The sequence below is a fragment of the Streptomyces gottesmaniae genome (assembly GCF_031845845.1).
GTDB lineage: Bacteria > Actinomycetota > Actinomycetes > Streptomycetales > Streptomycetaceae > Streptomyces > Streptomyces akebiae.
On record NZ_JAVRFJ010000069.1, the window covers coordinates 1 to 13,687 of the forward strand.

Sequence of the window (13,687 nt, forward strand, 5' to 3'; positions counted from 1 at the left end):
CGGGTGTTCACCCGGGGGGGCCCCTCCTCATGTCACGACGCGGCCTTATCCCCCGAGCAGGGCCCGCACCCGCTCCTGCCCCACCGCCAGCAGCAGCGTGGGCAGTCGCGGCCCCGTGTCCCGCCCGACGAGCAAGTGGTAGAGCAGGGCGAAGAACGACCGCTGGGCCGTCTTGATCTCCGCCGGCAGCTCCTTGGGCGTGGCGTCCGCCGAGAACCCGGCCTGCACCTTGGGCACGCCGTAGACGAGGTGCGTCAGCCCGTCGAGCGACCAGTGCTCGGCGAGCCCGTCGAGCAGCAGCCGCAGCGACTGCTGGGACGCCTCGTCGAGGGACTTCAGCAGCTCGGCGTCGGCCTCCTCGCGCACGATGGTCCGCTGGTCGGCGGGCACCTGGGTGTTGATCCAGGCCTCGGCCTTGTCGAGCCGCGGCCGTACCTCGTCGAGGCTGGAGAGCGGGTCGGTGGGGTCGAGTTCGCTGAGGATGCGCAGGGTCTGGTCCTCGGCGCCCGCGGTGATGTCGGCGACGGAGGCGAGGGTCCGGTACGGCATCGGGCGGGGCGTGCGCGGCAGCTCACCGGCGGCAGTACGCACCGCGCGGGAGTGCGCGGCGACATCGGCCGGCAGGGCGGACCCGTCCGTGACCTTGGCGTCGAGCTTGTCCCACTCGTCGTAGAGCCGCTGGATCTCCTGGTCGAAGGCGATCTTGAAGGACTGGTTGGGCCGACGGCGGGCGTAGAGCCAGCGCAGCAGCTGCGGCTCCATGATCTTCAGCGCGTCGGCGGGCGTCGGCACGCCCCCCTTGGACGACGACATCTTGGCCATGCCGCTGATGCCGACGAAGGCGTACATCGGGCCGATGGGCTGCTCGCCGCCGAAGATCCCTACGATCTGCCCGCCGACCTGGAAACTGGACCCGGGCGAGGAGTGGTCGACGCCGCTCGGCTCGAAGACCACGCCCTCGTACGCCCACCGCATCGGCCAGTCGACCTTCCAGACGAGCTTGCCGCGGTCGAACTCGTTCAGCGCGACGGTCTCGGAGTAGCCGCAGGCCGTGCAGGTGTAGGTCAGCTCGGTGGTGTCGTCGTCGTAGGCGGTGACGGTGGTGAGGTCCTTGCCGCACTGCCCGCAGTAGGGCTTGTACGGGAAGTACCCGGCGGTGCCGGAGCTGCCGTCGTCCTCGCCGGCGGCGCCGGAACCCTCCGCCGCCTCCAGCTCCGCCTCGTCCACCGGCTTCTGCGACTGCTTCTTCGCCGGGGCCTTCTTGGTGCGGTACTGGTCGAGGATCGCGTCGATGTCCCCGCGGTGCTTCATGGCGTGCAGGATCTGCTCGCGGTACACGCCGGAGGTGTACTGCGCGGTCTGGCTGATCCCGTCGAACTCGACGCCCATCTCGGCGAGCGCGTCGACCATCGCCGCCTTGAAGTGCTCGGCCCAGTTGGGGTGGGCGGAGCCCTGGGGGGCGGGCACGGAGGTGAGGGGCTTGCCGATGTGCTCGGCCCAGGAGCCGTCGACGCCGTCGACGCCGCCTGGGACCTTGCGGTAGCGGTCGTAGTCGTCCCAGGAGATGAGGTGCCGGACCTGGTGGCCGCGGCGGCGGATCTCGTCGGCGACGAGGTGCGGGGTCATGACCTCGCGGAGGTTGCCGAGGTGGATCGGGCCGGACGGCGACAGGCCGGACGCGACGACGACCGGTTTGCCCGGGGCCCGACGCTCCGACTCCTCGATGACCTCATCCGCGAAACGGGAGACCCAGTCGGTGGTCTCGGTGCTCTGAGCCACGATCGGCACGTCCTCTTTTTTCCTGGAGTTTCCATGGCCGCCGGTTACGGTCCCGGGCGACCGCGCCATTCTCCCAGCCTTTCACTCCGGGGAGCGAACTGGGCACCCAATAACTTGGGGGTGCGGGTGGTCCTGAGAGGCACGGGGCGCAGCCCCTGCCTTTCAGGGGCGCGGGGAACTGCGCGAGAAGCCCCACCCACCCGCGCCCGAACCACGCACCGCCCCCACCACACCCCCCGAGACACCCCAGAAAAACCGCTTTACCCCCGTGGGATACTGACCGTATCCGCCCGTACCCCGAGGAGAACGGCTCCCCCTGATGGCCCCGGTCACGTCCCTCACCGCCTCCGTCAACGCGCGCCTCGTCGACGCCCTCGCTTCCACCCTCCCGGAAGCCGACGGCGTCGACCCGCTGCTGCGACGCAGCGACCGGGCTGACTACCAGGCGAACGGGATCCTCGCCCTGGCGAAGAAGACGAAGGCCAACCCGAGGGAGCTGGCGACCCAGGTCGTCGCCCGGGTGGAGGCCGGCGAGCTGATCGAGGAGATCGAGGTCTCCGGCCCCGGCTTCCTCAACATCACCCTCACCGACCAGGCCATCACCACGAACCTCGCCGAGCGGTACGCGGACGCGGACGCCCGCCTCGGCGTGCCCCTCGCGGAGCACCCCGGCACCACGGTCATCGACTACGCCCAGCCGAACGTGGCGAAGGAGATGCACGTCGGTCACCTCCGTTCCGCGGTGATCGGTGACGCGGTCGTCCAGATCCTGGAGTTCACCGGCGAGAACGTGGTCCGCAGGCACCACATCGGCGACTGGGGCACCCAGTTCGGCATGCTGATCCAGTATCTGGACGAGCACCCGCACGAGCTGGACCACAAGGACGCCGACGGCGACCTCCAGGCGTCCGGTGAGGCCGCGATGTCCAACCTGGACCGGCTCTACAAGACGGCCAGGAAGCTCTTCGACTCCGACGAGGAGTTCAAGACGCGGGCCCGCCGCAGGGTGGTCGACCTCCAGGCCGGCGACGCGCACACCCTCGCCACGTGGCAGAAGTTCGTCGACGAGTCGAAGATCTACTTCTTCTCCGTCTTCGAGAAGCTCGACATGGAGATCCGCGACCCCGACATCGTCGGCGAGTCCGGTTACAACGACATGCTCGCGGAGACCTGCCGCCTCCTGGAGGAGCAGGGCGTGGCCGTCCGCTCGGAAGGCGCCCTGTGTGTCTTCTTCGACGACATCAAGGGCCCGGACGGCAACCCGGTCCCCCTGATCGTGCAGAAGTCGGACGGCGGCTACGGCTACGCGGCCACCGACCTGTCCGCGATCCGGGACCGCGTCTTCCACCTCAAGGCGAACTCCCTCCTGTACGTGGTCGACGCCCGCCAGTCCCTGCACTTCAAGATGGTCTTCGAGACGGCGCGCAGGGCGGGCTGGCTGAACGACGAGGACGTCAAGGCGTTCCAGCTCGCGTTCGGCACGGTCCTCGGCAAGGACGGCAAGCCGTTCAAGACCCGTGAGGGCGAGACGGTCCGCCTGGTCGACCTGCTCGACGAGGCGATCGACCGTGCCACCGCGGTGGTGCGGGAGAAGGCCGAGAAGGTGGGCCTGACCGAGGAGGAGATCGTCGAGAACGGCCGGTACGTCGGTGTCGGCGCGGTCAAGTACGCCGACCTGTCGACCTCGGCCGTCCGGGACTACAAGTTCGACCTGGACCAGATGGTCTCGCTGAACGGCGACACGTCCGTCTACCTCCAGTACGCGTACGCCCGTATCCAGTCGATCCTCCGCAAGGCGGGCGAGGCCCGCCCCACCGCCCACCCGGAGCTCGGACTGGCCCCGGCGGAGCGCGCGTTGGGCCTGCACCTGGACCAGTTCGGCGAGACCGTGGCCGAGGTCGCGGAGTCGTACGAGCCGCACAAGCTGGCCGCGTACCTCTTCAAGCTGGCGACCCTGCTGACCGCGTTCTACGACCAGTGCCCGGTCCTGAAGGCCGACACCCCCGCCCAGACGGAGAACCGTCTGTTCCTGGTCGACCTGACGGCCCGCACCCTGCACCGGGGCATGGCCCTGCTGGGCATCAGGACGCCCGACAAGCTCTGACCCCGGCCCAAAGAGAAGGGGCGGCCGTCGCGACGGCCGCCCCTTCTCTTTGGGCCGGGGCGCGTTCTCTTTGGGCCGGGGCGCGCGGCTCAGGCGTTCGAGAGGCGGGCGCCGAACTTCTGGCCGGCGAAGCTGGTGATGGCCTGCTTCTTCACGAGGGGGCCCTTGCCGACGGACCTGTACTGCGGGGCCAGGTTCCAGGTGACGGTGGCGGTGATCGTGTCGGTGCCGGAAACGGCGTTCTTCACCGGCTTGATGACGAACGCGCGGTTCATGTTGACCACCGAGCGCTTGACCTTGCGCGCCGACCGGACCCACCCGCCTCGGCCCGCCGCACGACCGCCCGCCGCCCGCCGCCCGCCCCGAAGCGACCCCACCGGTCGGGCCGCTGTCAGTGTCGGCCCCTACAGTCACACGCATGGCGACACTTCCCAACCCGCTGCCCCAGCTGGCGGCCGACCCGAGCGGGCGCGTGCTCGGGCTTGAGATCCCGCTTCCGCAGGGGAGGTTGATCGACACGACGGACGAGGGCCCGTGGCACGAGCCGCTGCTGTGGTGCGCGGACGAGACGGCTGCGCCGGGCGCCTGGGCCGCCGTCCAGCCCGCCCGTCGCACGGCGGGCCTGCTCCCGGTGCTGCTGGATGTCGGCGGCGCCCAGGGCGGGCCGCAGGAGTGGGAGTTGCTGCCCGGCGAGATGTCCTACCCCGGCGACCACGACGCCGACGAGGTCCTGGCCGAGTTCTGGGACGCCTACGCCACCACGGACGACCCCGACTGGCCCGGTCTCGGCAACGCCCCGACGCCCGCCCCGGAGGCGGTGACCGACCCCGACGTCCTCGCCGCCGAGACCGCCGACGCCCTCGTCGAGGACCCGTCACGGCTGAAGGACCCCCGCCTCGCCCTGGTCCCCGCCCGCCGCAGCGCCGACATCCCGGCGGCCATCGGCTGGACCGGCCCGACGAACCACGAGAACGACGTGGCGAGGCTCTGCGCGGTCCTGCGCTCCTGGGAGGACCGCTTCGGCATACGCGTCGTCGCCCTCTCCTACGACCACCTCGTCCTCTCCGTGGCCACCCCGCCCACCACCGAGGCGGAGGCCGAAGCCCTGGCGGCCGAACACTTCGCCTTCTGCCCCGACAACATCTGGCAGGGCACGGCCGACGGCACCCGCGGCTCCTACGCCCGCGCCCTCCTGCGCGAACCCGTCTGGTCCTTCTGGTGGGACTGAGGGAGTAGCCGTCACCCCCGCAGCCCCACTCCCAGGCGCCGCAGCCCCTCCCGGATCTCCTCCGGCGTCTGCGTCACGAAGCACAGCCGCAGCGTCGACCGGTCGGGCTCGCCGGCGTAGAAGGGCGCCCCGGGCACGTACGCCACGTCCTGGGCGACGACGCGCGGCAGCAGCGCGGTGGTGTCGTGGGAGGAGGGGAGGCGGGCCCAGAGGAACATGCCGCCCTCGGGACGGTTCCACGTGGAGCCCGCCGGGAGCGCTTCGGCGAGGCCCGCGAGCATGGTGTCGCGCCGCTCCCCGTAGGCGTCGGCGACCCGGACGACATGGGCGTCCAGGTCACGGTCGGCCAGATAGCGCGCCGCGGCGAGCTGGTTGACGGTCGGCGTGTGCAGGTCGGCCGCCTGCTTGGCGACCGCGCACGCCCGTCGCAGCCCCGCGGGCGCGCGCAGCCAGCCCAGCCGCATCCCGGGCGCCATGACCTTGGAGAACGAGCCCAGCAGCGCCGTACGGTCCTCGGCGCCCGGGTACGAGGCGATCCACGGCACCCGGTCGCCCTCGAAGCGGAGTTCGCCGTACGGGTCGTCCTCGACGATCCACAGTCCGCGCCGGGCGGCCACGGAGGCGACGGCCGCCCGCCGCTCGGCGGGGAGCGTGCGCCCGGTCGGGTTCTGGAAGGTGGGCACGGTGTAGAAGAGCTTCGGCCGGTGCCGTACCACCGACTCCTCCAGTGCCGCCGGATCCACCCCGTGCGCGTCCCCCGGCACGGCCACCACCCGCGCCCCGGCGAACCGGAACGCCTGGAGTGCCGCGAGATAGCAGGGGTCCTCGACCAGGACGACGTCCCCCGGCTCCAGCAGCGCGGTGGCGAGCAGCGACAGCGCCTGCTGCGACCCGGTGGTGACGAGCACTCCGTCCGCGCCGGTCGCCAGCCCGCGCGCCCCGTACCGCGCCGCGAGCGCCGCCCGGAGCACCGGCTCGCCCTCGGTCGTCGCATACTGCAGAGCGCGCCCCGCGGACTCGGCGAGCACATCGCGGTAGGCGGCGGCTATCCCCTCCGTGTCGAACAGCTCCGGCGCGGGCAGTCCACCCGCGAAGTTGACGACTTCGGGACGCGAGGTGACGGCGAGGATGTCTCGAACGGGGGAACCCCCGACGGCCGCGACCCGCTCCGCGAAGCCGGGCACGGCCGCCCCGGCGCCCGCCCCGCCCTCGTCCCCCGAACCGCCCCCGGCTCCCGTCCTCGCGACAAACCCCACGTCATACGCGGCACGCACGGCATCCACGGCACCCATCCCACGGCTCCTTCACCACTCCCGGACGGCACGGCCCCGCCCCTGCCCGCACCCTAGACAGGTACATGCCCCCTACACCCACCATTTCCGCGATGCGGACGGCCGTCGCCACCCCCTAGGCTGCGCGCATGCTGCCCAGCGTGGACACGAACGACGAGTTGGAAGAAGTCGTCGGTGACGAGGCACTGTTGCGACCCGCTGCCCAGGATCTCTGCGGTCAGCTCGGTCTCGCAGGCGCGCGGATCGTGCGTTTCCCCGAGGGCTCGCTGCCGGTGTACGCCGTCGGCGACGCCCTCGTCCTGAAGCTGTATCCGGGTTTCGAAGCCGCGGAAGCCGTCCGCGAGGCCCGCCTGCTGTCGATCCTGTGGGGCAAACTCCCCATCCCCACACCCAGGTTGCACTCGGCGGACCAGTACAAGAACGGCTGGCGCTATGTGCTGATGTCCCGGCTGCCCGGCGAGGACCTCAACGAGGCCTGGCCCCGGATCCCCCGGCCCGACCAGGAACGCATCGTCGCCGAGGCCGCCGAGGGCCTCGCCGCCCTGCACGCCCTGGACGCCTCGCCGGTCGTCCCGATCACCGGGCCGCCGGACTGGGCCGGCTTCCTCGCCGCCCAGCGCGCGGCGGCGATCGAACAGCAACGGAGCGGCGGTCTCACCGGCCCCTGGCTCGAACAGATCCCTGACTTCCTCCGCTCGGTCCCCCTGCCCGCCGCGCGCCGCCCGGTGCTGCTGCACACCGAGTTCATGCGCGAGCACCTCACCGTCGACCCCCATGACGGCTGGCGTCTGACCGGCCTCTTCGACTTCGAGCCGGCCATGGTCGGCGACCCCGCCTACGACTTCGTCAGCGTCGGCCTCTACCTCACCCGAGCCGACCCCGCCCTCCTGAAGCTCTTCTACGAGGCCTACGGCCAACCCCCGTTCGACCCCCGCGAGCTGATGGCCTACACCCTGCTGCACGTCTACAGCGACCTGAACTGGTACCTGCGCAGCCTCCCGGCCCCGCCCAGCCAGACGCTGGACTCCTTGGCGGAGACTTGGTTCGGAACCGGAGGCTGACCCCGGGGTGATCGGGAGGGGCGAGGGGCGGGCCGCAGTGCCCTACTCCTTGCGCCCCACCGCCGCGTACACGTTGATGTCCGCGTCGGTCACATCGTTGATGTCCCGGTACCGGACCCGCTCGATGTCGTCCATCCCGGCCAGCACGTGCGGCTCCACCGCCTCGGGCACCGGCGCACCGTCCGAGAACCGCCAGTGGTGCGCCGGCACCACCCCGGGCGCGTCCAGCACGAGCCCGCTGTCCTCGAAGAACCGCGCCACCTGGTCCTTGGACCGCAGCACGAAGGTGAACCCCCGCTTGGTGTAGGTCTCCTGGACGGCGCGGATCTTCGCGGGGTTGAGGTCCTCGGTCAGATGGCTGAGGACCAGCCGGCTCCCGGCGGGCAGCGCCCGCACCAGTTCCCGCACCACGCGGTACGCCTCGTCGTCCTCCACGAAATGCAGGATCGCCACCAGGCACAGCGCGATCGGCCGGTCGAAGTCGAGCGTCTTGGCGGCCGCTTCGAGGATCCCCGCCGGTGACGTGAGGTCGGCGTCGATGTAGTCCGTGGCCCCCTCGGGCCCGCTCGTGAGCAACGCGCGCGCGTGGGCGAGCACCACCGGGTCGTTGTCGACGTACACGACCCGTGAGTCGGGGACGATTGCCTGGGCGATCTGGTGCACGTTCTCGGCGGTCGGCAGCCCGGTGCCGATGTCGAGGAACTGCCGGATGCCCTCGTCCCTGGCGAGCGTGGTCACCGCTCGGCGCATGAAGTCACGGTTGTGCCGGACGTCGAGGTAGCCGCGCGGATTGGCGGCCAGCGCCGCGGCGGCCGCCTCCCGGTCCACGGGGTAGTTGTCCTTGCCGCCGAGGAAGACGTCGTAGACCCGTGCCGGGTGCGCCTTGGTGGTGTCGATTCTCCGCCGCAGCTCGGCGGGGTCCTGGCTGAGCGCGTCACCGGCCATGAATCTCTCCCTGGGGGGTCAGGTCATTGAATGACCAACAACCTAACCTCCCAGGGGAGTTGCCGCGTCACATTGCCGCGTCAGGGCTGCACCGGATAGGCCTTCGGGTCGGGGCCGTACCGGTTGGCGTCCCGCTGGCCCTCGGTGGCCATGAAAATGATCATGACGATGAAGCCGACACAGGGGACGAGCCCGATGAGGACCCACCAGCCGCTCCGGCCGGTGTCGTGCAGCCGCCGCACGCTGACCGCCAGGGACGGCAGGAAGAAGGCCACGCTGAGGATGAGTTGGGGCGCCTGCGAGTCCAGGGCGAGACCGACGAGATACAGAGCGAGATAGATGAGCGAGCTGATCAGCGTGAACATCCAGTACTCCTGGCGACGCGCCCGCCCGCTGAAGACCGCGTACTTCTTGAGCACTTCGATGAACCAGTTCATGCGTTTCCCCCGAGAATCGGCAGACGTGGGCCCCGAAGACCGGGACAAGCGCAGAACGTATGCCGATTGACGAGGACTCGTCAATCAAGAATCGCTCCCGCCGTTTTCCCCCAACGTGGTCCCCTCCGGGACCCACTTCGGCCCGCCGAGCGGATACTCGTACGCCGGGCGCCCGTTGTTGCCGCTCGTACGGAACGGCCGGCCGGCGTCGTCCAGCGTCAGCGTGCCGCTGCGGGACCCGGCGGTCCACTCCAGCTCCAGGTACCAGCTGACGTCGTACGCGGAGGCGTCGGCGGTGATGTAGTAGACCTCCGGATCGGACTGACTGACCGAATAGGGGAAGTTCCTGCTGCCCGCCTCGGGCTTCACATCGGGGCGCGCGGCGTCGAGGGCGATCGTGAAGGAGCGGGTCGGGACACCGGCCCCGCAGCCGACACCCGGGTAGCCCATGGCGTAGTCGTTCCAGGCCAGGGGCGACCGTTTGTCGGTCATCCGGACCTTGAGACTCCGTACGACGACGGTCTCCTCGCCGGTGCCCTGCACGGTGAGCGTCAGAAACTGCTTCCCCGACGCCACGGCACCCTCCGACGACACCCAGGCCGGCGCGTCCTGCTCCAGCGGCGGCGGCCCCACCTCCGCCGGCGTCCGGTCGACCAGATACCGCTGCAAGCAGGGATCCTCCCAGGTGTACGGCTCCACCTTCACGTTCAACGGCACCGGAAGGGACGCGTCCGACCCACCCGCGTCCGACCCACCCGCGCCCGCGCCGCCAGGGCCGGGGCCGGTCGGAACGGCGGTGGCCGAGCCCCCCGCCCCCTTGTCGGCGTCCTTCCCCTTCTTGCCGCCCGGCTCGCTCGCGGACACCGAGGGCGAGGCACCGGTGGGCGACGCGGAGCCCTTGCCGTCGGCCTCCTCGCGGCCACTGCCGACGGACGCGGCCCCGGCCGTGCGCCCGGCCCCGTCCTCCTTCCCACCCGACGGCAGGCTCATGGCGAGCGTCACCGCCCCGAGCACGGCGGCCACGGCCACCCCGGCGACCAGAGCGACCCGCGTACGCCGCCGAGCCGGGCCTCGCCCTCCGCCCCCACCGGAGACCACACCGCCGATCAGGGTCTCGGCGTCGTCGGCGTCGTCCGCGTCCTTGGGGCGCTCGGGGCGCTCGGGGCGCACAGAACTCCCGGTGCTCTCAGGACCCTCAGGGCTCTCGGCAGCCGAGGCGCTCGAACCAACCGAGGCGCCTGAGTCAGCCGAGGCGGATTCCCCCACCGAACCATGCTCCGCCTCCTCCGCCACCACCGCCGCCGCCGCCCCGACGGAGTCACCCCCCTTGCGTCGGCGCACCGCGTCCGCGAGCACCCACCTCCGATGGAGCTCGACCAACTCCTCCGGGGATGCCTTGCAGAGGCGCGCCAGCCGCTCGACAGGGGCGTAGTCCGTCGGTACGGCGTCCCCGTTGCAGTACCGGTGAAGCGTCGACGTACTCATGTGGAGCCGCTTGGCGAGCACGCCGTAACTCAGCCCGGAGCGCTCCTTCAACTCCCGCAGCAGCTCGGCGAAATCAGCCCCCAGGCCGTTCGCGGTACCGCTCCCCGACACGTCTTCCTCCGTCCCCTCACGTCCCACACGTCCCGTTCCGCGTTCCAGGGAAGGTACGTTTCCGCAGGTCAAACCCCTCGCGAGCATTCCAGCGTCCCTGATCGTCCGTCGGCTGTGGCGGCCGGGACGGATCTCCCCACAAGCTTTGGTCATCCAAGCACGCCGCTCCCGGCCCACCGGTCGAGCGGCACGGCTTCGAGCACTTGTTCTCAGCCTTCTCCACTCGCTTTGTCCGAAAGGGACCTCTCATGCGCACGCTCCGCACCGCCCGCTCCGCCCGTACCGTCCGCCCCGCCCGTCTGCTCGCCGTGACGGGCGCCGCGCTCACCGCCCTCGTCCTCACCGCGTGCGACAACGGCATGGGCACGAGGGACGAGGGGTCCGCGGAGCGCTCCACCTCGACCTCCCGGAGCACGGGCTCCTCGGCTTCGGCCGACGGCACCTCGGGCTCGACCACCGGGGGCTCCACGAGCACGGGCGGCGGCGGCTCCACCACGGGCGGCTCCACCGCCGACAAGGCGTCCTCGAAGGGCGGGACCACGGACCCCTCCGCCCCCGAGAACCGCGTCACCTGCAACGGCTCCAACACCACCGTCACCGCGCAGCCGGTGTCCCGCCCGCTCAACCACCTGCTCATCACCGTCAAGAACACCGGTGCGAAGTACTGCGACCTCTACTACAACCCCACGGTCCGGTTCGGCGAGGCGCAGTCGGCACCGCGCGTGTTCGAGGAGTCGCAGCCGCAGGCCGTGGTGACCCTGGCCCCGGGCGAGTCCGGCTACGCGGGTGTCCTGCTCGCCGCCGCCGACGGCAGCGGCGGCGAGGGCACGACGGAGAAGAAGGTCGTCATCCACTTCCAGGGCGCCGAGGCCGGCAGCGACGCCGGCTCCCCCGCGTCCCCCGCGCTCCCGGCCAAGGGCGTCTACGTCGACAACTCCGTGGCCGTCACCTACTGGCAGTCGACCATGGAGGACGCGCTCCAGTACTGAACTCGCTCCCGTACAGGAACTCAGCGGTACCGGATGTGTCAGTGCCGGACTCAGCGCAGCATGCGAGCCGCCTCGACGGCCCAGTAGGTCAGGATGTTCTGCGCACCCGCCCGCTTGATTCCCGTCAGTGTTTCCAGGATGGCCCGTTCCCGGTCGATCCAGCCCTTCTCGGCGGCGGCCTCGACCATCGAGAACTCGCCGGAGATCTGGTACGCGACGACCGGCACGTCCACGGTGTCCGCGACCCGGGCGAGGATGTCGAGGTAGGGGCCGGCCGGCTTGACCATCACCAGGTCGGCCCCCTCCTCCAGATCGAGGGCGAGTTCGCGCAGCGACTCCCGGACGTTGGCGGGGTCCTGCTGGTAGGTCTTCCGGTCCCCCCGCAACGAGGAGCCGACGGCCTCCCGGAAGGGCCCGTAGAAGGCGGAGGCGTACTTGGCGGTGTAGGCGAGGATCGCGACGTCCTCACGCCCGATCTGGTCGAGGGCGTCCCTGACGACCCCGATCTGACCGTCCATCATTCCGCTGGGCCCGACCACGTGCGCGCCGGCGTCGGCCTGCACCTGGGCCATCTCGGCATACCGCTCCAGGGTCGCGTCGTTGTCGACGCGGCCCTGGTCGTCGAGGACTCCGCAGTGCCCGTGGTCGGTGGTCTCGTCGAGACACAGGTCGGACATGACGAGCAACTCGTCCCCGACCTCGGCCCGCACGTCCCGCAGCGCGACCTGCAGGATCCCGTCGGGGTCGGTCCCGGGAGTCCCGAGCGCGTCCTTCTTCTCGTCCTCCGGCACGCCGAAGAGCATGATCCCGGAGACACCGGCCTCCACGGCCTCCACGGCGGCCTTCTTCAGACTGTCCCGTGTGTGCTGCACGACCCCCGGCATCGCCGCGATCGGCACCGGCTCGCTGACCCCTTCCCGCACGAACGCGGGGAGAATGAAGTCCGCGGGATGCAGCCGGGTCTCGGCCACCATCCTCCGCATCACAGGCGTCGTACGAAGCCGGCGGGGCCGCGTACCGGGAAACGATCCGTACTTCGACATACACCTACGCTACGCCCGCCCCGCCCGTGCCTTTGCCGACGCGGGGTCGGCGAGGGCGACGCCCGAAAGGAGCCGCAGGCACGTCTCAGGCGCGCCGCCCGGGGACGCTCAGGCACACCAGCATCCCCGGGTAAAGGCCACCCCCTTACTGCCGCACCTTGTTCCGCCCAGGTCCCCCGGACAGCTTGTCCGCCCCCGCGCCCCCGTACAGCACGTCGTTCCCGCTGTTTCCCCACAGCTCGTCGTTGTCCTGGTCCCCCCAGAGCGTGTCGTTCCCCTGCTCCCCGTACAGCTTGTCGGCGCCCCGGCCCCCGCGCAGCGTGTCGTCGCCCACGCCTCCGTACAGGCTGTCGCGCCCCTGCCTGCCCTCGATGACGTCGTCACCGGAGTCCCCGTACATGCCGTTGCTCTCGCCGTCCCCGGTCAGGAAGTCGTCGCCGGCGCCCCCGCGGCAGACATAGGCGCACTCGCTGATCGTGTCGTCGCCCTTGCCGCCGAACGGGCCCATGCCCCAGCCGCCGCCACCCCCGCGGAGCCGGTCGTCACCGTCCTCGCCGTACAGCACGGCCGAGTGCCCGTTGTCCGTGAGAACGTCCTTGCCGGGCCCGCCGTAGATCGTCGCGTCGGCACTCGCGCTGCCGGCCGGGACGGTCACGGTGTCGGCGCCGTCCCGGACGGTGACGTTGTAGAGGGGCGAGTCGTCCGAGCCCAGCGGCGCCTCGACCGCGCACCGCACGACGGTCCGGTCCTTCGCGGAGGGATACACGCACTCGTCCCACTCCGCCGCCCGCGGGTCGATGCTCATCTCGACCCGGTCGTCGAACGTGAGCACGACGTACACGTCGTACTCCCCGCGTTCCTCGACCCTCGCCGAGACGGTCAGCCGATTGTCCTGCCCGGCCGCGGCCTTGTACCAGAGCTCGCCACCGTCATGCACCAGAGTGGCCGGCCCCGCGGCGGCGGCCTGAGCGACCGGTGCGGCCGACAACCCACCCCCGAGAGCGAGTACGGCGGTGACGGTGGCGGCGGCAATCGTCCTTGACGTACGCATACAGCAGCAGTCCTTAAGGTGCCCACGTGCCGATCGTTGCTTCGGTCACCCACTCAGACAGCACGCCCGAGGACCGGGTTGTACGCCCTTCCCGCCCACCCGCAGATGTCCCCCGAGCGCAACCAGGATTCCACCAGGCAAAGGGCCACCGGCCACCTTCAG

General features: G+C 71.0%; 12 protein-coding genes. 4 read left to right on the forward strand and 8 right to left on the reverse strand.

What is annotated here, in order from left to right; all coding sequences use genetic code 11:
• Positions 1-45 precede the first annotated feature (45 nt).
• On the reverse strand, positions 46-1,788 hold the full coding sequence (gene lysS, locus RM704_RS43175) for a lysine--tRNA ligase (protein WP_033532740.1): 1,743 nt from the start codon (positions 1,786-1,788) through the stop codon (positions 46-48).
• A 310-nt stretch (positions 1,789-2,098) separates the two neighbouring features.
• Here lysS and argS point away from each other — a divergent pair, with 310 nt between their 5' ends.
• The gene (gene argS, locus RM704_RS43180) at positions 2,099-3,883 is read left to right on the forward strand and encodes an arginine--tRNA ligase (protein WP_033532739.1); all 1,785 of its coding nucleotides are present in this window, start codon (positions 2,099-2,101) and stop codon (positions 3,881-3,883) included.
• A gap of 89 nt (positions 3,884-3,972) precedes the next feature.
• Here argS and RM704_RS43185 read toward each other — a convergent pair whose 3' ends face one another.
• Positions 3,973-4,158 (reverse strand): hypothetical protein, encoded by a 186-nt coding sequence (locus RM704_RS43185; RefSeq protein ID WP_157856848.1) that lies wholly within the window; start codon positions 4,156-4,158, stop codon positions 3,973-3,975.
• 143 nt (positions 4,159-4,301) lie between these two features.
• On the opposite strand from RM704_RS43185, the gene RM704_RS43190 reads away from it, so the two are divergent.
• Positions 4,302-5,111: a DUF4253 domain-containing protein gene (locus RM704_RS43190; protein ID WP_033532737.1), complete on the forward strand. Its 810-nt coding sequence runs from the start codon at positions 4,302-4,304 to the stop codon at positions 5,109-5,111.
• Positions 5,112-5,122: 11 nt separating this feature from the next.
• Here RM704_RS43190 and RM704_RS43195 read toward each other — a convergent pair whose 3' ends face one another.
• Positions 5,123-6,403, reverse strand: coding sequence for an aminotransferase-like domain-containing protein (locus RM704_RS43195; RefSeq protein ID WP_033532736.1), 1,281 nt, complete (start codon positions 6,401-6,403; stop codon positions 5,123-5,125).
• Between the two features lie 128 nt (positions 6,404-6,531).
• Between RM704_RS43195 and RM704_RS43200 the strand changes: the two genes are divergently transcribed.
• A complete protein-coding gene (locus RM704_RS43200; RefSeq protein WP_033532735.1) occupies positions 6,532-7,464 on the forward strand; it encodes a phosphotransferase family protein in 933 nt (310 codons plus the stop codon).
• A gap of 42 nt (positions 7,465-7,506) precedes the next feature.
• Here the strand turns inward: RM704_RS43200 and RM704_RS43205 are convergent, their stop codons facing one another.
• The 3 genes from RM704_RS43205 to RM704_RS43215 form a co-directional block, all read right to left on the reverse strand.
• Positions 7,507-8,409, reverse strand: a complete 903-nt coding sequence (locus RM704_RS43205) for an SAM-dependent methyltransferase (protein WP_033532734.1) — start codon at positions 8,407-8,409, stop codon at positions 7,507-7,509.
• 80 nt (positions 8,410-8,489) lie between these two features.
• The gene (locus tag RM704_RS43210) at positions 8,490-8,846 is read right to left on the reverse strand and encodes a DUF805 domain-containing protein (RefSeq protein ID WP_033532733.1); all 357 of its coding nucleotides are present in this window, start codon (positions 8,844-8,846) and stop codon (positions 8,490-8,492) included.
• An 84-nt stretch (positions 8,847-8,930) separates the two neighbouring features.
• Entirely contained in the window at positions 8,931-10,415 is a 1,485-nt protein-coding gene (locus RM704_RS43215) for a helix-turn-helix domain-containing protein (RefSeq protein WP_033532801.1), read from the reverse strand.
• A gap of 275 nt (positions 10,416-10,690) precedes the next feature.
• On the opposite strand from RM704_RS43215, the gene RM704_RS43220 reads away from it, so the two are divergent.
• Positions 10,691-11,431, forward strand: coding sequence for a DUF4232 domain-containing protein (locus RM704_RS43220; RefSeq protein WP_033532732.1), 741 nt, complete (start codon positions 10,691-10,693; stop codon positions 11,429-11,431).
• 50 nt (positions 11,432-11,481) lie between these two features.
• Here RM704_RS43220 and hemB read toward each other — a convergent pair whose 3' ends face one another.
• Both hemB and RM704_RS43230 read right to left on the reverse strand, forming a co-directional pair.
• Positions 11,482-12,474, reverse strand: coding sequence for a porphobilinogen synthase (gene hemB / locus RM704_RS43225; RefSeq protein ID WP_033532731.1), 993 nt, complete (start codon positions 12,472-12,474; stop codon positions 11,482-11,484).
• A gap of 145 nt (positions 12,475-12,619) precedes the next feature.
• Positions 12,620-13,525: a calcium-binding protein gene (locus RM704_RS43230; protein WP_033532730.1), complete on the reverse strand. Its 906-nt coding sequence runs from the start codon at positions 13,523-13,525 to the stop codon at positions 12,620-12,622.
• Between the last annotated feature and the right edge of the window lie 162 nt (positions 13,526-13,687).